Here is a 21,698-nt window from a genome sequence, read left to right as displayed (position 1 = left end):
TCGACGCGAGCGGGTCTCAGCGGGCGAGACCGGCGAGCTCGGCCCGATTCCGGGAGCCGGTCTTCCGCAGCAGGTTGGAGACGTGGAACTTGACCGTGTTCACGCTGATGCCGAGCACCCGCGCGATCTCGCCGTTCGGGCGGCCCTCGACGAGGAGACGGAGGACGTCCCGTTCGCGCACGCTCAGCTCGGAGACATCCTCGAGCGGTTCGAGCTGATCGGGCGGGTCGAGCGGCAGCACGATTCCGACGTCGGAGCCCCACCCGGGCGTCGAGGAGACGTCGAGTTCGCCGTCCAGTGCCGCGACGCGTTCGGCGATCGGGCGCAGTGAATCGTCGTGCACGGTCAGCTCGCCCCGCCCGTCGTCGCGGATTCGGATGAGGAGGTTCAGGCCGTCGCAATCCCACTGGATGCGCACGCGTGACGTGTCACCCGAGTCGACGAAGGCGAGCACCGCGGTGCGCACGATGGCGCGCGCGGCATGTGCCACCTCGCCCGGGAGCGCACGACCCGTCGCGGGCGGCTCGACGAACTGCACGTCGAGGCCTCCGAAACGCACGAGGGGCCGGAGATCGGCGCGCAGCCGCTGGAAGGCGCCGACGACCGGTTCGAGCGTCACGCTGCGCTGCTGATCGGTCTCGGTGCGGAGACCGACGAGGGCAGCCGCCGCCACGTCGATCGCCGCGGCACGGGCCGCCTGATCGCCGAGGCGCGTCGAACGCAGGATCGCGAGCAGCGATTCGAGCGTCACCGAGTGCCGGTCGGCGAGTTCGGCGACGAAGCGGGCGTTCTCGGCGATCAGCCGACGTGTCGCGGGCGAGGTCGTCTCGGTCATCGTCATGCATCGAACCTATCCCTCCGTGCCGCACCCATCCCATCGGGTAGTCCGAACGCCCCGAGCGGAGAGCCCGGAATGTGAGCCCACGAGCGAAGTATGGAGTGATGCCCGTTGCAGACCCCTCTGACGCCCTCCGTACCCTCTCTCGCGAACTCCGCGACTCGATCGCCTCCGTCGCCGACGCCGACCTGTCGCCGTTCGCCGAGCGACTGAGGACCGCCGACCGCGTCTTCGTGCACGGCGCGGGCCGCTCCGGCCTCGCCCTGCGGATGACGGCGATGCGCCTCATGCACCTCGGCCTCACGGTCCACGTCGTCGGCGAGGTCACGACCCCGGCGATCCGAGAGGGCGACGTCCTGCTCACGGCGAGCGGATCGGGCACGACCGCGGGAATCGTCTCCGCCGCCGAGACCGCGAAGGAATCGGGAGCGGCCGTCGCCGCGATCACCTCCGTCGCCGACTCCCCCCTCGCCGCACTCGCCGACGACGTGATCGTCGTCCCGGCCGCCACGAAACAGGACCGCTCGGGTACGGCGAGCGATCAGTACGCCGGAAGCCTCTTCGAGCAGACCGTCGTCCTCGTCGGCGACGCGCTCTTCCACGGCCTGTGGAAGGCCTCGGGCGAGACCGCCGATGACTTGTGGCCGCGCCACGCGAACCTCGAATGAACCCCCAAAAGAGAAGGAACACTATGAAACTGCAGTTCGCCATGGACACCCTCACGACCGAAGCAGCCCTCGAGCTCGCTGCGGCCGCGGCTCCCCACGTCGACATCCTCGAGCTCGGCACCCCGCTCATCAAGAGCGAGGGCCTCTCGGCGATCCGCGCGATCAAGGACGCCCACCCCGACAAGATCGTCTTCGCCGACCTGAAGACGATGGATGCCGGCGAGCTCGAAGCCGACATCGCGTTCGGCGCCGGCGCCGATCTCGTCACCGTCCTCGGAACCGCGGGCGACAGCACGATCGTCGGAGCCGTCAAGGCCGCGACCAAGCACGGCAAGGGCATCGTCGTCGACCTCATCGGCGTGAAGGACAAGGCCGCTCGCGCGAAGGAGGTCGTCGAACTCGGCGCCCAGTTCGTCGAGATGCACGCGGGGCTCGACGAGCAGGCCGAGGATGGATTCACGTTCTCGACGCTCCTCGACGACGGCCGCGCCTCAGGCGTCCCCTTCTCGGTCGCGGGAGGCGTGAGCGTCTCGACGATCGAATCGGTGCAGGATGCCGGTGCCGACGTCGCAGTCGCCGGTGGCGCCATCTACGGAGCTCCCGACGTGGGAGCCGCAGCAGCCGCACTCCGCGCCGCGATCAAGTAGTCGGAGCACGACGGGCGGGCGCGGGTAACTCTCCGCGCCCGCCCGTCGTCGGTCGGCGACCGTGCGAGTTGCCACGAATGGCCCGTGCGGGGCGCCTCGCACGGGCCATTCGTGGCAACTCGCAGGGGCGGCAGGGGCCGGACATGAAAAAAGCCCCCGGCGAACCGGGGGCTTGGTGGTGGGCGATACTGGGATCGAACCAGTGACCTCTTCCGTGTCAGGGAAGCGCGCTACCGCTGCGCCAATCGCCCAAGGCTGGAATCGAGTTCCAGCTTGGAGGTGGATACGGGATTCGAACCCGTGTATACGGCTTTGCAGGCCGCTGCCTCGCCTCTCGGCCAATCCACCGTTCCTGCGGTTACCACCAGAGAAAAGAACCGGGTCGTTTCCGAAGAGACGACCCACTTCATTTCGAGCGGATGACGAGATTCGAACTCGCGACCCTCACCTTGGCAAGGTGATGCGCTACCACTGCGCCACATCCGCATTTGCGCCGCATTTCTGCGTGCAGAGAGACTCTAACCCACAGTTCGCGCGAATAACAAACTGAGGCCATCTCACCGTTACCGAGGCGGCACAGACGCCTGTTTCGAGGCCGCCGATGTGCGCCCGGGCCCGCGCGTGGGCTAGTATCGAGTCCGCTGCTTCCGCGAGGATCGCAGTGCATCAGGGCGATTGGCGCAGTTGGTAGCGCGCTTCCTTCACACGGAAGAGGTCATCAGTTCGAGTCTGGTATCGCCCACGAAAGCCCGGGCTCCACCCCGGGCTTTCTTCATGCCCGGATGCCGACGAGAACGTCACCGCGGCTCGCGCGCGAGCTTGTCGTCGAGCCAATCGAACATCCGCTCGGCCGTGAGAGCGCGGGCCATCGGCTGGCAATGGCCGTCGGCCCCCTCCTCCGCGGTGAAGCGGATGACCGTCGAGACCGCACTCGTGAGCGACGCGAGTTCCTCCGCCTGCCCCGGCCAGAACTGCTCGTTCTCGGGCGAGAGGATGAGCAGCGGCGTCTCGATACGCCCCGCGACATCCGCGACCGTGTACGCGCGAACGGCCTGGATCGTCTCGCCGTAGCCCTCGGTGCCGTACGGACGGGCGCGGAACGCCCACGTGCGAGCGGTGTCGGGAGAGAGCTTCAACCCGAGCGCCATCTCTCGGTCGAACTTCTCGACCTCACCGCGATCGAGCGTCGCGAGCAGACTCTTCGGAAGGTGACTCGTCCACGACGTCGACACGTCGACGATGCCCGGGTCGGTGACGGCAGCGGCGAACCGGTGCTCGAAGGCGAGGGCGCGAGCGACGCCGTAACCGCCCTGACTGATGCCGTAGACCGCGATCCGAGACGGGTCGACCCCGTCGAGCCCGAGCGCGGCGTCGAGCACCGGGGTGAGCACTCTCTCGAAGTCCGGCCGGAACGTCGTGTTCCGCACGAAGAGCTCGCTCTGCTGCCCCGGGCCGTCGAAGAGCACGACGTTCCAGCCGCGATCGAGTGCCGGCTGAGCGCACGCCGACCACAGCGCCGCGAGCGAGCCGTCGCTGCCGTTCACGGCGACGAGCGTCGGCGCCCCCGACACCCGCGCACGCGCGTAGAGGCCCGGCAGTGAGGCGCCCTCGTACGGGATGTCGATCGCCGCGACATCCGCCGAGGTGGTGTCGAGGAATCCCTGCCACGCCCTCTGCTGCTCGGCGAACTCGGCTCGCAGCCGTGCGTCGTCGCCCTGCGCGCTGAGGGCGTTGACGGCGACGGCGTGGTAATCCGAGGCACGCAGGTACGCTCCGGCAGCGCTGACCCGGTGTCCGGCGTCCGCCGAGGCCGCAGCGGCAGCGGCGGTGCGTCGAGCGAGGGCGGACCAGGCCGCGTACCAGCCGTCGTGATCGTTCTTCTTCACCGACTCGGTCGCCGCGAGGATCTCGCCCGGGTCGCCTCCCCCGGCGACCGCGCGCCCGAGGGCGGATCGGATCTCGAAGTCGAAGTCGGGGTTGCCGGAGAACGGCGTGATGCGGGACGGCGTACGTCTCATCGTCGAATCCTCACTCTCGTGAGAGGCAGTATGGCGGCGCTCGCCTCTCAGCGCCAGCCGTAACGCTTCGAGAGCGCCGCAGCGACGCGCGTGTACCTCGCGGAATCGAGGGCGCTCGCCTCGCGTCGCACTCCCCCGGCCGACACCCGGAACACGCGACCGAGATCGACCCAGCTCTCCCGCCCCTGCGAATCCCAATCGCCTCGACCGATCGAGAGGTAGTCGGGGTCGCCGGCGCGAGGGTGGCTCGTGAGACGAACCGCGAGGTGACTGCCGTCGGCACCCGCCGCGACGACGACGACCGGGCGGTCCTTGCCGCGGCCGTCGTTCTCCTCGAACGGGACCCACGTCCACACGATCTCGCCCGGATCGGGCTCGCTGTCGCGCTGCGGCGCGTACGAGAGGCGCACGCGACCGAGGCGACGGGGGTCGACCTCGACCGTGGCATCCGTCGACATCGCAGACCCGGCCGAGCCGGCGCGCGTCGGCGCCGCGGGCGTCCGTCGGGCGGGGAGCAGACGACGAAGGGCGGTGAGGAAGCGCACGAGTGCACGCTACCCCACCGCCCTGTCGGCGATGCCGCTGTGTTTTATACGGTCTCGAGCTTGTAGCCCGACTCGCCGTGGACGGTGGTGTCCACTCCGGCGAGCTCGTCTTCGTTCTTGATGCGGAAACCGATCGTCTTCTCGATCGCGAAGCCGATGATGAAGGCCAGGACGAACGAGTAGATGAGGACGGCGAAGGCGGCGATGGCCTGCGTAGCCAGCTGTCCGAGGTCGCCACCGGTGAAGAGACCGGTGTCGATCGCGAAGAAGCCGAGGTACAGGGCACCGATGAGGCCACCGACGAGGTGGATGCCCACGACGTCGAGCGAGTCGTCATAGCCGAGCTTGAACTTCAGCTCGACGGCCAGGGCGCAGACGGCACCGGCGACGATACCGAGGAGGAGCGCCCAGCCCGGCTCGAGGTTGGCGCACGACGGGGTGATGGCGACGAGACCGGCGACGGCACCCGAGGCGGCACCGACGGAGGTCGGCTTGCCGTCCTTGAACTTCTCGACGACGAGCCAACCGATGATGGCCGCAGCGGTCGCACCGATCGTGTTGATGACGATGAGGCCCGTGCCGGCGAGGTCGTTCGCCCACTCGGCACCGGCGTTGAAGCCGAACCAGCCGAACCAGAGGATCGCCGCACCGAGGAGCGTGAGGGGCACATTGTGCGGCTTGTCGAAGCCCTTCTGGAACCCGACGCGCTTGCCGAGGACGAGAGCGAGGGCGAGGGCTGCAGCACCGGCGTTGATGTGCACGACGGTTCCACCGGCGTAGTCGATGACCTCAGGGAGCCCGAGGGTCTCGCCGAGGTTCATGATCCAGCCGCCGCCCCAGACCCATGCGGCCACGGGGAAGTAGACGAGCGTCGCCCAGATACCGGCGAAGATCATCCACGCGCCGAACTTGGCGCGGTCGGCGATGGCACCCGAGATGAGGGCGACGGTGATGATGGCGAAGGTCGAGCCGTACGCCGCACCGAGCAGGTCGGTGTTGGCGGATTCACCCGTCGCGAGCGACCCGAGACCGAAGTCCGAGAACGGGTTTCCGGCGAAGTCCCACACGCCGTCGACCGCGGTCATGCTGTAGCCGTAGAGAATCCACAGCACGGCGATGAGGCCGAGTGCTCCGAAGCTCATCATCATCATGCTGACGACGCTCTTCGCCTTGACGAGACCGCCATAGAAGAATGCGACGCCCGGCGTCATGAAGAGAACGAGCGCCGTGGCCATGATGACCCACGCAATGTTTCCCGTATCCATAGGTTTTCCTCACACCTCTCGATTTTCTGGGGGTGTACCGCGGGGTCCGAGAGTCGAGTGCCGTTCGCGGGTACGGCATTCAGACTGCTGCCGCGACGTTTCGCCCAGGGAACCGATCGTGTTTCGGGTCGGTTACGAACCGAGCGCGAATGTAAAGAGGATGTTTCGGCCAGCACGGAACGCACCGAGAGGTTGCCGAGGTTCCCCCGAACAGGGCACGACGGGCGGAGCGGACGACGTCGCTCAGTCGTGAGGAGGGAGCTCGCCCGTCGTGAGGGCGATGAGGCGCGAGATCGCGCGCAGGTACTTCTTGCGGTAGCCGCCCGACATCATCTCGTCGTCGAAGGCATCGCTGAGGGCGACGCCGCTCGCGACGATGGGGATCTCGGCGTCGTAGACGCGGTCGATGAACGCCACGAGCCGCAGGGCGTCGTTCTGGTTGCTCAGGACGCGGACGCCGCGCAGCGCGATGACGTCGACCCCCGACAGGAGCTTCACGTACTTCGACGGGTGGACGGTCGCGAGGTGGGAGATGAGGGCATCGAAGTCGTCGAGCGCGACGGTGTGGCCGCCGGCCACGAGTGCGTCGACCGTTCGCGTCAGCGCCTCGTCGTCGACGCTCACCGCACCGCCTTCGGTCGCGCGGCGACGGTAGTCGAGCCCGTCGATGCGGAGAGTCTGGAAGTTCGACGAGAGGGCGTGGATCTCGCGCAGGAAGTCGGCGGCGGCGAAGCGCCCCTCACCGAGTGCGTTCGGCGGCGTGTTGGACGTGGCGGCGACCTGAGTGCCCCCCGCCATGAGTTCGCCGAGGAACCGCGTCATGAGCATCGTGTCGCCCGGATCGTCGAGCTCGAACTCGTCGATGCAGATGAGCTTCGCCCCCGAGAGGAGCGCGAGGGCCGGCACGTAGCCGAGGGCCCCGACGAGCGCCGTGTACTCGATGAACGTTCCGAAGTACTTGGGCCCGGGCGCCCCGTGCCAGAGCGCGGCGAGCAGGTGCGTCTTGCCGACGCCGAATCCGCCGTCGAGGTAGATGCCCGGCTTCTCGGCCTTGGGCTTCCGGTTGCGGGAGAAGAATCCGCCGGGGCGCTGCGCACGCCAGACGGCGGCGAACTCGCGAAGGCGCTCCACGGCCTCCTGCTGGGACGGGAAGTCGGGGTCGGTGCGGTACGAGTCGAACGACGCGTGCTCGAACTGCGGGGGCGGCGAGAGCTCTGCGGCGATCTCTGCACCGCTGATCGACGGAACGCGTTCCGTGATCCGCACGAGCGAACCGCTCGACGTCGACACCATGGGAGCCCGCCTCTCGTGTTGCCCCGGATGACACGGGCGCTCGTCGTACGCCCGCCAGCGCGTAGATTCGACGGCAGGGCGGCCTCCAGCCTAGACCTGCCGCCCGCACGATCCCGCCCACGGAGGACTCATGACCGTCGCATTCGATCCCGCTGCCAAGTTCGCCGACTACGCGCACCCCGAACGCCTCGTCTCGACCGCGTGGCTCGACGAGCACCGGGGCGACCCCGGTCTGGTCGTCGTCGAGTCCGACGAAGACGTGCTGCTGTACGAGACGGGTCACATCCCCGGAGCGGTCAAGGTCGACTGGCACACCGAGCTCAACGACCCCGTCGTGCGCGACTACCTCACGGGCGAGCAGTTCGCTGCTCTCTTGTCGTCGAAGGGCATCTCGCGCGACTCGACCGTCGTCATCTACGGCGACAAGAACAACTGGTGGGCGGCCTACGCCCTCTGGGTGTTCAGCCTCTTCGGCCACGAGGACGTGCGGCTGCTCGACGGCGGCCGCGACCTCTGGATCGCCGAGGGCCGCGAACTCACGACCGACCGAGTGACGCCGGCGCCGACCGACTACCCCGTCGTCGAGCGCGACGATTCAGCGATCCGCGCCTTCAAGGACGACGTGCTGGCTCACCTCGGCCACCCGCTCATCGACGTGCGTTCGCCCGAGGAGTACAGCGGCCAGCGCACGAGCGCGCCCGCCTACCCCGAGGAGGGTGCGCTCCGCGCCGGTCACATCCCCACCGCGGCATCCGTGCCCTGGGCGCGCGCCGCCGCACCCGACGCGACGTTCCGCACGCGCGCCGAACTCGACGCCATCTACACCGACGAGGTCGGTCTCTCCGCCGACGAGCCGATCATCGCCTACTGCCGCATCGGTGAGCGCTCGAGCCACACGTGGTTCGTGCTCGAGCACCTGCTGGGTTACGAGAACGTCCGCAACTACGACGGCTCGTGGACCGAGTGGGGCAGCGCGGTCCGTGTTCCGATCGTGTCCGGTCCCGAGCGCGGCGAGGTCCCTGCGCGCTGAGGCCCGGCGTCGGTCCCGCTGCGAGAGAATGGTCGGGATGACCGAATCGACCCTTCCCGCCCAGTTGGCCGAGATCCGCGACGAGTTCCTCGAACTCGAGGTGAGCGACCGGCTCCTGCTCCTGCTCGAGTTCTCGAACGAGCTCCCCGAGCTGCCCGAGCGATTCCGCGACCACCCCGATCTGTTCGAGCGCGTCGTCGAATGCCAGTCGCCCGTCTTCATCGTCACCGAGGTGGATGACGCGGGCGGGGTGCACCTGCACGCGACCGCTCCCGCAGAATCGCCGACGACGCGCGGCTTCGCCTCGATCCTCGCGCAGGGCCTCGACGGGCTCACCGTCGACGAGGTGCTCGCCGTGCCCGACGACTACCCCGACACGCTCGGCCTGACGGTCGCCGTCTCGCCGCTTCGCATCCGCGGCATGGCGGGCCTTCTCGGTCGCACCAAGCGTCAGCTCAGGGAGCGTCGCGCAGCCGGGTGAGCACCGCGGCGACGCCCTGCTCCCAGCGCTCGGCGTCGTCGTTCCAGAGCTTCGTGTGGAGTGCGCCCGTCCACTCGTCGAGGGTGACGATGTCGGGTCGGGCTTCGGCGAGTCGGCGTGAGCCCGTGATCGGCACGTAGCCGTCGTCGACGCTGTGCAGCACGTGGATGGGCACCGTGAACGATCCGGCGGCCTTCACGACGTCGAGTCGGGTGAATCCGATCGGCTCGTCGAGACCGGCGAGGGCAGCGAGACGGTGCGCCGACAACGTGCCGGCGACCGTCACCGAGAGGCCGGCCGGCAGGCCGACGAGCTCCCCCTGGAACGCGAGGATGTCGAGCCAGTCGATCGCCGGCGAGTCGAGCACGACGCCGCGCACGACGTCGGCCTCGGGCGAGCGCAGGAGCGTCTGCAGGGCGATGGCTCCGCCCATCGACCAGCCGAGGAGGACGACGTCGCGGGCGCCGTGCGAGCGCGCGAATCGGATGGCGGCATCGACGTCGGCCCACTCGGTGTCGCCGAGGCCGTAGCGCCCGTCCCCGCTCTCGGGCGCCTCGCCGTCGTTGCGGTAGCTGATGAGCAGGGCCGTGTACCCGGCGTCGTGCACGGCGCGGACGGCGCGAAGACCCTCGTGACGCTGGACAGCCCGGCCGTGCACGAGGATCGCCCAGGGCGCATCGTCGGCCTCGGCGGGGACGAGCCACGCGGGCGCGGGCCCGAGCTCGGTCTCGATCGAGACGTCGTCGTAGGGCAGCCCGAACTCCCAGGGCCCCAGGTAGAGGTAGCCGCTGAATCGGCCGCGCTCCGCGCCGGCGAGATCGCCGAAGTCGACCGAGAGGAGGGAGCGGGTGACGGTGTCCTCATCGCTCGCCAGGATGTCTCCGAGTCGGGCGTGACCCGCGTCGGAGTCGAACCAGAAGCTGTAGCGACCGCTCATGAGCGACTCGGGGTGCGACGCGAGGACGATGATGCCGGCATCCCGGTCGACCGAGACGATCTCGACGTCCTCCTGGCGCTGACGCGGAGGAATGACCACGCGGCGCGCGAAGACGACGGTGACGGCGGCGACCGCCGCAGCACCCACGAACGCGAGCGCGCCCACCGCTCCGATCACGAAGCCCGCGACCCGTCTCGGCGTTCTCGGCATCACGTGCCCCCTTCTCTGGCGTACCCCCAGTGCCGGGCAGGACGGCGCGCCTCCCCTGACCCGATGGACCTGAGACTCTAGTCTGCACTCGTGTCCGATTCCCCGACAGCCGTGCCACCGCCGGAGTTCCAGGCGGCGCTCGAGGCCGTGCGTCGGGCGAATCCGCGCGACGAACTCGTCGTCACCGAGATACCCGCACCCTCGTCGCTCGCCCCCTGGGCGGTCGCCCTCGCGGCCGACGTCTCGCCCTCGCGACACGGGAGCGATTCGGATCTCGGCACCGGCCGGTTCATCCTCCTCCACGATCCCGACGAGCCCGAGGCCTGGGGCGGGAGCTTCCGCGTGGTGTGCTTCGCACAGGCTCCCCTCGAGACCGATATCGGGCTCGACCCGTTCCTCGCCGAGGTCGCGTGGTCGTGGCTCGTCGATGCTCTCGACGCGCGGAACGCCCAGTACACGGCGGCATCGGGCACGGCGACCAAGATCCTCTCGACGGGGTTCGGCGAGCTCGCCCGCCAGGGCGACGGCGCCCAGATCGAGGTACGCGGGTCGTGGACGCCGCTCGAGAACGACATCTCCAGCCACGTCGAAGGCTGGGGCGAACTGCTCTGCATGCTCGCCGGCCTCCCGCCGGCATCCGAGGGAGTGAGCCTCCTCACGAAGAGACGGACCCGACGTGACTGAATTCACCGCTATCGAGACCTACGAGGGTCTCGTCCAGGCCGCGAACGCGCTCCGCGACGGAGACGGCCCCGTTGCCGTCGACGCCGAGCGCGCGAGCGGCTTCCGCTACTCGCAGCGCGCCTACCTCATCCAGGTGTACCGCCGCGGCGCGGGCACGTTCTTGTTCGACCCTCCCCCCATCGGAGACTTCCGCCCCCTTCAGGAGGCGATCGGCGACGTCGAGTGGGTGCTGCACGCGGCGAGTCAGGATCTCGCGTGCCTCCGCGAAGTCGGGCTCGACCCGAGCACGATCTTCGACACCGAGCTCGCCGCACGCCTGCTCGGCCGCGAGAAGGTCGGACTCGGCGCCGTCGTCGAGGACATCCTCGGCATCACTCTCGCGAAGGAGCACTCCGCGGCCGACTGGTCGACGCGGCCCCTCCCGCAGTCGTGGCTGAAGTACGCCGCTCTCGACGTCGATCTCTTGGTCGACGTGCGCGACGCCCTCGCGAACGAACTCGTCGAGGCGGACAAGACCGAGATCGCCCGGCAGGAGTTCGACGCCGTCCTCCACCGCGAGGCGAAGCCCGCTCCGGCCGATCCGTGGCGCCGGCTCTCCGGCATCCACTCGGTTCGTATCCCCCGCAATCTCGCCGTCGCCCGCGAGCTGTGGCGCGCGCGCGACGAGTTCGCGATCGAGACCGACATCGCACCGGGCCGCATCATCCCCGATGCGTCGATCGTCGCGGTCGCTCACGAACTCCCCCGCACTCGACGTGCGCTGTCGGAACTCCGCACCTTCTCGGGGCGTGCGAGTCGCACCGAGCTCGACCGCTGGTGGGCCGCCGTCGAACGCGGACTCGCGACGACCGACCTCCCTCCCGTTCGTCAGCCCGGCGACTCCCTCCCGCCGCCGCGCTCGTGGGCCCAGCGGAAGCCCGAGGCGGATGCCCGCTTGCGCGCCGCTCGGGCCGCGATGATGGCCGTCGCGGAAGAGCACCACATGCCCGTCGAGAACCTGCTCACCCCTGAGCTGCTCCGCCGTGTCGCGTGGACGCCGCCGAACGCCGATGCCGCGAGCATCGGTTCCGCTCTCGCCGACCTCGGTGCACGTCCGTGGCAGATTGAGGCAACCGCACAGATAATCGCGGATGCCTTTGTAGAAGCAAGCCAAAGCTCTGACCCGGCGTCGGAGCAGGTTTCGTAGGAACCGGCAAACGATTCACCGCCCGTCGGACGCCGTTCCTAGGATCGAGTCAGACCCAAGGAAAGGTGGAGGCAACGTGGCCCACAGTGCTGATGTTTTCTTCGTCGACGGTGTTCGGACCCCGTTCGGACGCGCCGGCGAGAAGGGCATGTTCTGGAACACTCGAGCTGACGACCTCGTCGTCAAAGCGATGACCGGACTGCTCGAACGCAACCCCTCGCTCCCTACGGATCGCATCGACGACGTCGCGATCGCCGCCACGACCCAGACGGGCGACCAGGGCCTGACCCTCGGCCGCACGGCCGCCCTGCTCGCGGGGCTGCCGAAGTCGGTGCCCGGCTTCTCGATCGACCGCATGTGCGCGGGTGCGATGACGAGCGTGTCGATGATGGCCGCCTCGATCGGATTCGGCGCCTACGACGTCGCCATCGCCGGCGGTGTCGAGCACATGGGACGCCACCCGATGGGATCGGGCGTCGACCCCAACCCGCGCTTCCTCGCGGAGCATCTCGTCTCGGAGGATGCCCTCGTGATGGGCGCGACCGCCGAACGCATCCACGACCGCTTCCCGCAGCTGACGAAGGAGCGCTCCGACCGCTTCGCCCTCGGCAGCCAGCAGAAGGTCGCCGCGGCCTACGCTGCCGGCAAGATCCAGCAGGACCTCGTCCCCGTCGCGATCCGCAGCGAATCGGGCTGGGGTCTCGCGACCCGCGACGAGGCGCCGCGCCCCGAGACGACGATGGAGGGCCTCGCCGGGCTCAAGACCCCGTTCCGCCCGCACGGCCGGGTCACCGCGGGCAACGCGTCCGGCCTCAACGACGGTGCGACCGCGGCGCTCCTCGCGAGCGGCGACGCCGTCAAGGAACTCGGCCTGCAGAAGAAGATGCGGCTCGTGAGCTTCGCCTTCGTGGGTGTCGAGCCCGAGATCATGGGCATCGGCCCCGTGCCGTCGACCGAGAAGGCGCTCCGCAAGGCCGGTCTCTCGATCACCGACATCGGACTCTTCGAGCTCAACGAGGCCTTCGCCGTGCAGGTGCTCTCGTTCCTCGACCACTTCGGGATCGACGACGACGACCCGCGCGTGAACCCGTGGGGCGGCGCCATCGCGATCGGACACCCGCTCGCGTCGTCCGGTGTGCGGCTCATGAACCAGCTCGCCCGCCACTTCGAAGAGCGCCCCGCCGTGCGCTACGGCCTCACGGCGATGTGCATCGGCCTCGGCCAGGGCGGAACCGTCATCTGGGAGAACCCCCACCACAAGAAGTTCGGAAAGGCGTAGAGATGACCGACTACACGACGATCGATTTCAGCGACCTCGCCGAAGCCTCCGCCGACGAGGTCATCACCCACTCCTTCGTGCGCGACATCCCGCTTCCGAGCGGCAAGACGCTCGCGCTCGTGACCCTCGACAACGGTCGCGACCACACGAGGCCGAACACCCTCGGACCGAACACGCTCCTCGAGTACGCCTCGGTGCTCGACACCCTCGCCGTACGCGCCGCCGCCGGTGAGATCGACGGCGTCGCGGTGACCGGCAAGCCGTTCATCCTCGCGGCCGGCGCCGACCTCAGCAAGGTCGGCGACATCACCGGCGTCGACCTCGCGCGCAAGATGGGCCAGCTCGGCCACTACGCGCTCGGCAAGATCTCCGAGGTCGGCGTGCCGTCCTTCGCGTTCATCAACGGGCTCGCGCTCGGCGGCGGCCTCGAGGTCGCCCTCAACGCCGACTACCGCACGGTCGACGCGGGCGTTCCCGCCGTCGCCCTTCCCGAGGTCTTCCTCGGCCTCATCCCCGGCTGGGGCGGCGCGTACCTGCTGCCGAACCTCATCGGCATCGAGAACGCGCTCAAGGTCGTCATCGAGAACCCGCTCAAGCAGAACCGCACACTCAAGGGCAAGGACGTGCTCGAGCTCGGCATCGCCGACGCGATGTTCGACTCGGTGAACTACCTCGAGGACTCGATCCGCTGGGCCGACGGCGTGCTCTCGGGCACCGTCACGGTCAAGCGCCCGCACGCCCCCGGCAAGCTCGAGAAGCTCGCGAAGTGGGACGTCGCCATCGGCATCGCGACGAAGACGCTCAAGAGCCGCATCGGCGAGGTCGCGCGTGCGCCCTACCTCGCCCTCGAGCTGCTCAAGGCCGCGAAGAGCGGCACGAAGGCCGAGGCCTTCGAGCGTGAGGACGACGCCCTCACCGAGCTCATCTCGGGCGACCAGTTCCAGGCGAGCGTCTATGCGTTCAACCTCGTGCAGAAGCGCGCGAAGCGGCCGGCCGGAGCCCCCGACAAGGCGCTCGCGAAGCCCGTCACGAAGGTCGGCGTCATCGGCGCCGGCCTCATGGCGAGCCAGTTCGCACTCCTCTTCGTGCGTCGCCTGCGCGTGCCCGTCGTCATCACCGACCTCGATCAGGCCCGCGTCGACAAGGGACTCGCCTACATTCGCGACGAGATCGCGGCGCTCGAGTCGAAGGGCCGCATCTCGCCCGACGAGGCGAACCGACTGCGTGCGCTCGTCTCGGGAACGACCGACAAGGCCGACTTCGCCGACTGCGACTGGGTCATCGAGGCCGTCTTCGAAGAGCTCGGCATCAAGCAGGACGTCTTCGCCGAGATCGAGAAGCACATCTCCCCCGAGGCCGTGCTCGCGACGAACACGTCCTCGCTCTCGGTCGAGAAGATCGGCGCGAAGCTCGAACACCCCGAGCGACTCGTCGGCTTCCACTTCTTCAACCCGGTCGCGGTCATGCCCCTCATCGAGGTCGTGAACACCCCCGCGACGAACGACGAGACGCTGTCGACCGCGATGGTGGTCGCCGGCAAGCTCAAGAAGACGGCCGTCATCACGCGGGACACCCCCGGCTTCGTGGTGAACCGCGTCCTCGCGAAGGTGCTCGGCGAGACGATGCACGCCGTCGACGAGGGAACCCCCTTCGAGGTCGTGGATGACGCCGTCAAGCCGTTCGGCCTGCCCATGGGCCCCTTCGAGCTGCTGGAGCTCGTCGGCCTGAAGGTCGGCGCGCACGTGCTCGACACGCACCACGCGGCCTTCCCCGACCGCTTCTTCGAGAGCAAGAACCTGCACGCCCTCGCCGAGCACGGCCGCATCCTCGACCGCGACGGCAAGGGCCGCATCACGGGCTTCGACAAGGGTGCGCTGAAGATCGTGAAGGGCGGCACCAACCCGCAGACCGCCGAAGAGATCCGAACGCGCCTCGAGACCGGGCTCGCCGATGAGATCCACCGCATGCTCGAGGATGACGTCGTGCACGCCGCGGAGGACATCGACCTCTGCATGGTGCTCGGTGCCGGCTGGCCCTTCCAGATGGGCGGCGCGACGCCCTACCTCGACCGCGTCGGCGCGAGCGAGCGTGCGTTCGGCGACACGTTCCACCACCCGCGCATCGCGGGAGCGGGCGACTGAGCCCGACTCCGCACTGACCGGGGGCCTCCGACGCAGTCGGGGGCCCTCGGTGTCGGTGGGCGCTCGGTGTCGGTGGCCCCTCCTACCGTGGAGGGTATGACCGACTCCACCGCTCCCCTGTTCCAGTACTACGTCGCCGCGAGCGTCGACGGATTCATCGCCGACCGCGACGGATCGATCGACTGGCTCCTCGCCTTCGGGATGGACGAGTTCACCGCGGGGTACGAGTCCTTCATCGCCGGGGTCGGCGCGGTGGTCATGGGGTCGTCGACCTACGAATTCCTGCTCGGCGAGGGTCCCGACGCGTGGAGCTACGACATCCCGGCATGGGTGCTCACGACGCGCGAGCTCGAGACGATCCCGGGCCGCGACATCCGGTTCCTCTCGGGCGACGTCGCGACGCACCGCGACGACATCGTGGGGTCGGCTGCCGGCAAGAACGTGTGGATCGTGGGCGGCGGCGACGTGGCCGCCCAGTTCTCTCGCGCGGGTCTCCTCGACGAGCTGCAGCTGACCGTCATGCCGCTCGTGCTCGGCGCCGGGGCGCCGCTCCTCTCCGTCGATTCACTGCGCTCGCTCGAACTCACGGGATCGACTCCGTTCCCGAGCGGAGCGATCGAACTCCGCTACCGCGTGCGCTGAGGAAGGCGTCCCGGCGGGGCCGCTACCTCGGGCGGGGCTCAGCTGTCGATGCTGCGGAGATCGACCGGGGTATCGGCGTCGCTCGCGGCGGGGCGGGCGTGCGGCAGCTTCGAACCGAGCACCATCGCGGTGACGTCACGGGCGATCTGCTGCGGCGTGAGCCCGACGCTCTCGAGGATGTCGGCGCGCGAGCCGTGGTCGAGGAACTCGTCCGGCAGGCCGATCTCGGTCACCGCGGTATCGACGCCAGCCTCGCGGAGGTCTTGACGCACCCGGGTGCCGATGCCTCCCACGCGGATTCCGTCCTCGATGCACACGACGATGCGGTAGTCGGCCGCGAAGTCGATGACGCTGCGTGGCACGGGAACCACCCAGCGGGGGTCGACGACGGTCGCACCGATGCCCTGGGCTTCGAGGCGCGCGGCGACGTCGAGGCCGAGCGTCGCCATCGCGCCCACGGTGATGATGAGCACGTCTTCCCGGGGTGACTCGCGCAACACGTCGACGCCGTCGTCGGTACGCCGCTCAGCGACGATCTCCGGGCCGACGTTGCCCTTCGGGAACCGGACGACGGTCGGAGCATCGGTGACGGCGACGGCCTCACCCAGCTCCTCGACGAGTCGCTCGGCGTCGCGCGGGGCGGCCAGACGGATGCCGGGGACGACCTGCAGGATCGCGAGGTCCCAGACTCCGTGGTGACTCGGACCGTCGGGCCCCGTCACTCCCGCCCGATCGAGTACGAACGTGACGCCGGCGCGGTGCAGCGCGACATCCATGAGAACCTGGTCGAAAGCCCGGTTGATGAAGGTCGCATAGACGGCGACGACGGGGTGCAGCCCACCGAACGCGAGGCCCGCCGCCGAGGCGACGGCGTGCTGCTCGGCGATGCCCACATCGAGCACGCGGGAGGGAAAGCGCTCGGCCATCTTGTGGAGGCCGGTGGGGCGGAGCATCGCCGCCGTGATTCCGACGAGGGTCTCGTCGACGGCGGCGAGGCGCACGAGCTCGTCGGCGAAGACGCCCGTCCATGACTGCTGCGCCGAACGGTCGAGGGACTGACCGGTCTCGGGGTCGATCTGGCCGACGGCGTGGAACTGATCGGCGACGTCGAGGAGGGCGGGCGCATAGCCACGGCCCTTCTCGGTGATCGCGTGCACGATGGCCGGCGCGCCGTAGCCCTTCGCCTGCCGCAGCGCCTCTTCGAGTGCGGCTTCGTCATGGCCGTCGATCGGGCCGATGTACTTGATGTCGAGGTTCGAGTAGAGCGCGTCGTTGTTGGTGAAGCGGCTGAGGAAGCCGTGCGTGCCGCCGCGCACTCCGCGGTAGAAGGCACGCGCCGGAGCGCCGAGTCGATCGAACGCGCGCCAGCTCGACTGCTGCAGGGTGCGGTACGACTCCTTCGTGCGCACGTTGTTGAGGAACCGCGCCATCCCGCCGATCGTCGGCGCGTACGAGCGTCCGTTGTCGTTCACGACGACGACGAGCCGGCGATTGTTGTCGTCGGAGATGTTGTTGAGGGCCTCCCACGTCATCCCTCCCGTCAGGGCCCCGTCGCCGACGACGGCGACGACCGTGCGGTCGCTCTGCCCCGTCATCGAGAAGGCGCGGGAGATGCCGTCGGCCCACGAGAGCGAGCTCGACGCGTGGGAGCTCTCGACGATGTCGTGGACCGACTCGCCCCGCTGCGGGTAGCCCGCGAGGCCGCCCGTCTGCCGGAGCGTCGAGAAGTCCTGTCGCCCCGTGAGGAGCTTGTGCACGTAGGACTGGTGACCCGTGTCGAAGATGATCGCGTCGCGCGGAGAGTCGAAGACGCGGTGGATGGCGAGGGTGAGCTCGACGACGCCGAGGTTCGGCCCGAGGTGACCACCCGTCTTCGCGATGTTCGCGACGAGATGCTCGCGGATCTCGGCGGCGAGCTGCTCGACCTCGTCGCTCGAGAGCGCATCGAGATCTCGGGGGCCGTGGATCGTCTCGAGAACAGTCATCCGAACCGCCTTTCCTACTTCGTCGAGTCTACGTCGGAGGGCCGGAGCCGCGATCCGCCGCGCGGTACGCGAACGGGCGGCGCACCCGGAGGTGTCGCCGCCCGTTCAGGCGTCATGCAGTGCTCAGACGAGCGAACGCAGCACGTACTGCAGGATTCCGCCGTTGCGGTAGTAGTCCGCTTCACCCGGGGTGTCGATGCGGACGACCGCGTCGAACTCGACCGTCTGCTTGCCGGCGGCGGAGTGCTCGCTCGGCGTCGCGACGACGTGCACCGTCTTCGGGGTGCGGCCCTCGTTGAGCTCTTCGATGCCCGTGATCGAGACGATCTCGGTTCCGTCGAGTCCGAGTGAGTCGGCGCTCTGGCCCGCGGGGAACTGGAGCGGGACGACACCCATGCCGATGAGGTTCGAGCGGTGGATGCGCTCGAAGCTCTCGGTGATGACGGCCTTGACGCCGAGCAGGTTAGTGCCCTTCGCCGCCCAGTCGCGGCTCGAACCCGAACCGTATTCCTTGCCACCGAAGATGACGAGCGGGATGCCGGCGTCCTGGTAGTTCTGCGAGGCGTCGTAGATGAACGCCTGGGGAGCGTCGGCCTGCGTGAAGTCGCGCGTGTAGCCGCCCTCGACGCCGTCGAGGAGCTGGTTCTTCAGGCGGATGTTCGCGAACGTTCCGCGGATCATGACCTCGTGGTTGCCGCGACGCGAGCCGTAGGAGTTGAAGTCCTTGCGGTCGACGCCGTGGTCGGCGAGGTAGCGGCCCGCGGGGCTGTCGGCCTTGATGTTTCCGGCAGGGCTGATGTGATCGGTCGTGACCGAGTCGCCGAGCTTCGCGAGGACGCGAGCGCCCTGGATGTCGGTGACGGGGGTCGTCTCCATCGTCATGCCGTCGAAGTACGGGGGCTTCCGCACGTAGGTCGACTTCTCGTCCCACTCGAAGATCGCGCCCGTGGGCGTCGGAAGCGTCTGCCAGCGCTCGTCGCCGTCGAAGACGCCGGCGTACTGCGTGGTGAACATGCCCTCGTTGATCGACGAGTCGATCGTCGACTGGACCTCGGCCGCGTCGGGCCAGATGTCCTTGAGGAACACGTCGTTGCCCTCGGTGTCGGTGCCGAGCGCGTCGGTCTCGAAGTCGAAGTTCATCGAACCGGCGAGCGAGTACGCGATCACGAGCGGGGGGCTCGCGAGGTAGTTCATCTTCACGTCGGGGTTGATGCGGCCCTCGAAGTTGCGGTTTCCGGAGAGGACGGCGGTGACGGCGAGGTCGTTCTCCTGGATCGCGGCCGAGACCTCTTCGATCAGGGGGCCCGAGTTGCCGATGCACGTGGTGCAGCCGTAGCCGACGGTGTAGAAACCGAGGGCCTCGAGGTCGTCGGTGAGGCCGGCCTTCTCGTAGTAGTCGGTGACGACCTTCGAGCCCGGCGCGAGGGTCGTCTTGACCCACGGCTTGGCCTTGAGGCCCTTCTTGACCGCATTGCGGGCGAGGAGGCCGGCGGCGAGCATGACCGACGGGTTCGACGTGTTGGTGCACGACGTGATCGCGGCGATCGTCACGGCACCGTGGTCGAGCGTGAACTTCGCGCCGTCGGCGAGCTCGACCTTAGTCGGCTTGGACGCCGAACGCGGAGCGTGGCTCAGGTGGTGGTGCTCGTGGTGGTTGTTCTCGTCCTCCGGCGTCGATCCGGGCGGGTCGGACGCGGGGAACGACTCGCTCGTCATGAGGTCGACGAGGTCGTGGTCGATCGAGGTGTAGTTCGTGAGGTCGCTCTCGAACTGCTCCTTGGCCTCGGTCAGCACGATGCGGTCCTGCGGACGCTTCGGGCCGGCGATCGAGGGGACGACCGTCGAGAGGTCGAGCTCGAGGTATTCGCTGAACTCGGGCTCGACGTCGGCGTCGTGCCAGAGCTTCTGCGTCTTCGAGTACGCCTCGACGAGGGCGATCTGCTCGTCGCTGCGGCCCGTGAGGCGCAGGTAGTCGAGGGTGACGTCGTCGATCGGGAACATGGCGGCCGTCGAGCCGAACTCGGGGCTCATGTTGCCGATGGTGGCACGGTTCGCGAGCGGCACGGACGCAACACCCGAGCCGTAGAACTCGACGAACTTGCCGACGACACCGTGCTTGCGCAGCATGTCGGTGATCGTGAGGACGACGTCGGTCGCGGTCACACCCGTGGGGATGGCGCCGGAGAGCTTGAAGCCGACGACCTTGGGGATGAGCATCGACACGGGCTGGCCGAGCATCGCGGCCTCGGCCTCGATGCCTCCGACGCCCCAGCCGAGCACGCCGAGGCCGTTGACCATCGTCGTGTGCGAGTCGGTGCCGACGCACGTGTCGGGGTAGGCGCGGAGCACGCCGTTGACCTCGCGCGTGAAGGTGACCTTCGCGAGGTACTCGATGTTGACCTGGTGGACGATGCCCGTTCCCGGGGGGACGACCTTGAAGTCCTCGAACGCCGTCTGGCCCCAGCGGAGGAACTGGTACCGCTCGCCGTTGCGCTCGTACTCGATCTCGACGTTGCGCTCGAGGGCGTTCTCGGTGCCGAAGAGGTCGGCGATGACCGAGTGGTCGATGACCATCTCGGCGGGAGCGAGGGGGTTGATCTTGTTGGGGTCTCCGCCGAGCGACTCGACGGCCTCACGCATGGTGGCGAGGTCAACGATGCACGGGACACCCGTGAAGTCCTGCATCACGACGCGAGCCGGCGTGTACTGGATCTCGGTGTCGGGCTCGGCCTTCGGGTCCCACGAGCCGAGTGCGCGGATGTGCGACTCGGTGATGTTCGCGCCGTCCTCGGTGCGAAGCAGGTTCTCGAGCAGCACCTTGAGGCTGAACGGAAGCTTCTCGTGACCCTCGACGGAGTCGATGCGGAAGATCTCGTAGTCCTTCTCGCCGACGCGGAGCGTGTCCTTCGCTCCGAAACTGTTCACTTGAGACACGGGGTCCTCTCCTTCGCCGGTGCGACCGCGGCACAGCGGTACGCCCCATTCTGCTGCGCGGGCACCCGCTCGCTCCAGCAAGGCTCACCTAAGTGGACGGGTCGCGCACCGCCCGCGGTGGCGGGCTCAAACTATCTTGATGTCGAGATAACTCTATCACTCGGCCGTGGCGGGGCGAGACGGGTAGACCGCCCGCACGATGAGCCACGAGACCACGAGGAGGATGGCGTAGAGCGGCACGCCCATGATGAGCTTCGTCGCCGCGAGCGCTTCGACGTTGTTCGCGAAGTAGAGCGGGGCCTGCACGGCGAGGCGCGCGACGAAGAGGCCGAGCCAGGAGATCGTGAGGATCTGCATGGCGCGGTAGCGCCGCCGGTCGTTCCGCCACTTCACGCCGTCGTTCATGAGGAAGCCGACGGCGAGACCGATGACCGGCCAGCGCACGAGGAGCGAGATGAGGATCGCGACGGCGTAGGCGACGTTCGTCCACAGGCCGATCACGAAGTTGTCGCGCCCGTTGCCCGTCCACAGCGCGAGCGCGGCCGACGCGCCGACCGCGACGAGACCGGCGATCGCCTGCGAGGGCTGGCTGCGGGTGACGAGGCGGATGACGGTGAAGACGACAGCGAGACCGACGGATGCCGCGAGGGCGACGAAGAGCCCCTGGTCGGTCTTCGGGCTCAGCGTGTAGACGACGAGGAAGACGAGGCCCGGCACGATGGCCTCGGCGAGGCCGCGGAAGCCTCCGAGAGCACCGAGCAGCTCGCCCGGCTTCAGCTCGTCGCCGCGGGCGATCGCACCGAGTCCGGCACGATCGGCCGCACCGGCCAATCCCGTTCCGAGAGCGGTCGCGGGATCGACCTCGGGGGTCGTCGTCTCGTCGCGGCGCTCCGCACCGTCATCCGTCGCCATCGG

General features: G+C 68.8%; 18 protein-coding genes and 4 tRNA genes. 10 read left to right on the top strand and 12 right to left on the bottom strand.

The window, feature by feature from the left end:
• Positions 1-16 precede the first annotated feature (16 nt).
• Positions 17-841, bottom strand: a complete 825-nt coding sequence (locus BJ972_RS01980; RefSeq protein WP_241830808.1) for a helix-turn-helix transcriptional regulator — start codon at positions 839-841, stop codon at positions 17-19.
• 101 nt (positions 842-942) lie between these two features.
• Here BJ972_RS01980 and hxlB point away from each other — a divergent pair, with 101 nt between their 5' ends.
• Together hxlB and hxlA are read left to right on the top strand one after the other, a co-directional pair.
• Complete coding sequence (gene hxlB / locus BJ972_RS01975) at positions 943-1,506, top strand: 6-phospho-3-hexuloisomerase (protein ID WP_129174932.1); 564 nt, start codon at positions 943-945, stop codon at positions 1,504-1,506.
• Between the two features lie 23 nt (positions 1,507-1,529).
• Positions 1,530-2,153, top strand: coding sequence for a 3-hexulose-6-phosphate synthase (gene hxlA / locus BJ972_RS01970; protein WP_129174930.1), 624 nt, complete (start codon positions 1,530-1,532; stop codon positions 2,151-2,153).
• A gap of 176 nt (positions 2,154-2,329) precedes the next feature.
• Here the strand turns inward: hxlA and BJ972_RS01965 are convergent.
• From BJ972_RS01965 to BJ972_RS01955, 3 genes are all read right to left on the bottom strand, one after another.
• A tRNA-Val gene (locus tag BJ972_RS01965) sits at positions 2,330-2,404 on the bottom strand.
• A 23-nt stretch (positions 2,405-2,427) separates the two neighbouring features.
• Positions 2,428-2,501, bottom strand: a tRNA-Cys gene (locus BJ972_RS01960).
• Positions 2,502-2,567: 66 nt separating this feature from the next.
• Positions 2,568-2,639 (bottom strand) — tRNA-Gly (locus BJ972_RS01955).
• A 183-nt stretch (positions 2,640-2,822) separates the two neighbouring features.
• On the opposite strand from BJ972_RS01955, the gene BJ972_RS01950 reads away from it, so the two are divergent.
• A tRNA-Val gene (locus BJ972_RS01950) sits at positions 2,823-2,895 on the top strand.
• Positions 2,896-2,950: 55 nt separating this feature from the next.
• On the opposite strand, the gene BJ972_RS01945 is transcribed toward BJ972_RS01950, so the two are convergent.
• The 4 genes from BJ972_RS01945 to zapE all read right to left on the bottom strand — a co-directional run bounded on the left by BJ972_RS01945 (position 2,951) and on the right by zapE (position 7,274).
• Positions 2,951-4,171, bottom strand: a complete 1,221-nt coding sequence (locus tag BJ972_RS01945; RefSeq protein ID WP_129174928.1) for an alpha/beta hydrolase family protein — start codon at positions 4,169-4,171, stop codon at positions 2,951-2,953.
• A 47-nt stretch (positions 4,172-4,218) separates the two neighbouring features.
• A complete protein-coding gene (locus tag BJ972_RS01940) occupies positions 4,219-4,716 on the bottom strand; it encodes a type II toxin-antitoxin system PemK/MazF family toxin (RefSeq protein WP_241830807.1) in 498 nt (165 codons plus the stop codon).
• A gap of 44 nt (positions 4,717-4,760) precedes the next feature.
• Entirely contained in the window at positions 4,761-5,981 is a 1,221-nt protein-coding gene (locus BJ972_RS01935) for an ammonium transporter (protein ID WP_129174926.1), read from the bottom strand.
• Positions 5,982-6,224: 243 nt separating this feature from the next.
• On the bottom strand, positions 6,225-7,274 hold the full coding sequence (gene zapE / locus BJ972_RS01930) for a cell division protein ZapE (protein WP_129174924.1): 1,050 nt from the start codon (positions 7,272-7,274) through the stop codon (positions 6,225-6,227).
• A gap of 130 nt (positions 7,275-7,404) precedes the next feature.
• On the opposite strand from zapE, the gene BJ972_RS01925 reads away from it, so the two are divergent.
• Together BJ972_RS01925 and BJ972_RS01920 are read left to right on the top strand one after the other, a co-directional pair.
• Positions 7,405-8,304, top strand: a complete 900-nt coding sequence (locus tag BJ972_RS01925) for a sulfurtransferase (RefSeq protein ID WP_129174922.1) — start codon at positions 7,405-7,407, stop codon at positions 8,302-8,304.
• Positions 8,305-8,341: 37 nt separating this feature from the next.
• On the top strand, positions 8,342-8,785 hold the full coding sequence (locus BJ972_RS01920) for a SufE family protein (RefSeq protein WP_129174920.1): 444 nt from the start codon (positions 8,342-8,344) through the stop codon (positions 8,783-8,785).
• Here BJ972_RS01920 and BJ972_RS01915 read toward each other — a convergent pair.
• On the bottom strand, positions 8,760-9,932 hold the full coding sequence (locus BJ972_RS01915) for an alpha/beta hydrolase family protein (RefSeq protein ID WP_129174918.1): 1,173 nt from the start codon (positions 9,930-9,932) through the stop codon (positions 8,760-8,762). The two genes, BJ972_RS01920 and BJ972_RS01915, sit on opposite strands and share 26 nt — an antisense overlap.
• 90 nt (positions 9,933-10,022) lie before the next feature.
• Here BJ972_RS01915 and BJ972_RS01910 point away from each other — a divergent pair, with 90 nt between their 5' ends.
• The 5 genes from BJ972_RS01910 (at position 10,023) to BJ972_RS01890 (ending at position 15,864) form a co-directional block, all read left to right on the top strand.
• The gene (locus BJ972_RS01910; RefSeq protein WP_129174916.1) at positions 10,023-10,616 is read left to right on the top strand and encodes a DUF3000 domain-containing protein; all 594 of its coding nucleotides are present in this window, start codon (positions 10,023-10,025) and stop codon (positions 10,614-10,616) included.
• The gene (locus BJ972_RS01905; RefSeq protein ID WP_129174914.1) at positions 10,609-11,802 is read left to right on the top strand and encodes an HRDC domain-containing protein; all 1,194 of its coding nucleotides are present in this window, start codon (positions 10,609-10,611) and stop codon (positions 11,800-11,802) included. The genes BJ972_RS01910 and BJ972_RS01905 overlap by 8 nt, the downstream gene beginning before the upstream one ends.
• Before the next feature lie 76 nt (positions 11,803-11,878).
• Positions 11,879-13,081, top strand: a complete 1,203-nt coding sequence (locus tag BJ972_RS01900) for a thiolase family protein (protein ID WP_129174912.1) — start codon at positions 11,879-11,881, stop codon at positions 13,079-13,081.
• Positions 13,082-13,083: 2 nt separating this feature from the next.
• The gene (locus BJ972_RS01895; RefSeq protein ID WP_129174910.1) at positions 13,084-15,222 is read left to right on the top strand and encodes a 3-hydroxyacyl-CoA dehydrogenase NAD-binding domain-containing protein; all 2,139 of its coding nucleotides are present in this window, start codon (positions 13,084-13,086) and stop codon (positions 15,220-15,222) included.
• A 96-nt stretch (positions 15,223-15,318) separates the two neighbouring features.
• Positions 15,319-15,864, top strand: a complete 546-nt coding sequence (locus tag BJ972_RS01890; RefSeq protein WP_129174908.1) for a dihydrofolate reductase family protein — start codon at positions 15,319-15,321, stop codon at positions 15,862-15,864.
• Between the two features lie 38 nt (positions 15,865-15,902).
• Here the strand turns inward: BJ972_RS01890 and dxs are convergent, their stop codons facing one another.
• From dxs to BJ972_RS01875, 3 genes are all read right to left on the bottom strand, one after another.
• Positions 15,903-17,849 (bottom strand): 1-deoxy-D-xylulose-5-phosphate synthase, encoded by a 1,947-nt coding sequence (gene dxs, locus BJ972_RS01885; RefSeq protein WP_129174906.1) that lies wholly within the window; start codon positions 17,847-17,849, stop codon positions 15,903-15,905.
• 123 nt (positions 17,850-17,972) lie between these two features.
• Positions 17,973-20,783 carry an aconitate hydratase AcnA gene (gene acnA, locus BJ972_RS01880; RefSeq protein WP_129174904.1) on the bottom strand — a complete coding sequence of 937 codons (2,811 nt, stop codon included), beginning with the start codon at positions 20,781-20,783 and terminating at the stop codon, positions 17,973-17,975.
• A 156-nt stretch (positions 20,784-20,939) separates the two neighbouring features.
• Positions 20,940-21,695 (bottom strand): DUF3159 domain-containing protein, encoded by a 756-nt coding sequence (locus BJ972_RS01875; protein ID WP_129175330.1) that lies wholly within the window; start codon positions 21,693-21,695, stop codon positions 20,940-20,942.
• Between the last annotated feature and the right edge of the window lie 3 nt (positions 21,696-21,698).

Origin of the sequence: Agromyces atrinae, from assembly GCF_013407835.1 — a bacterium.
Classification (GTDB): Bacteria; Actinomycetota; Actinomycetes; order Actinomycetales; family Microbacteriaceae; genus Agromyces; species Agromyces atrinae.
This window is presented reverse-complemented; position numbering and strand designations above follow the sequence as displayed.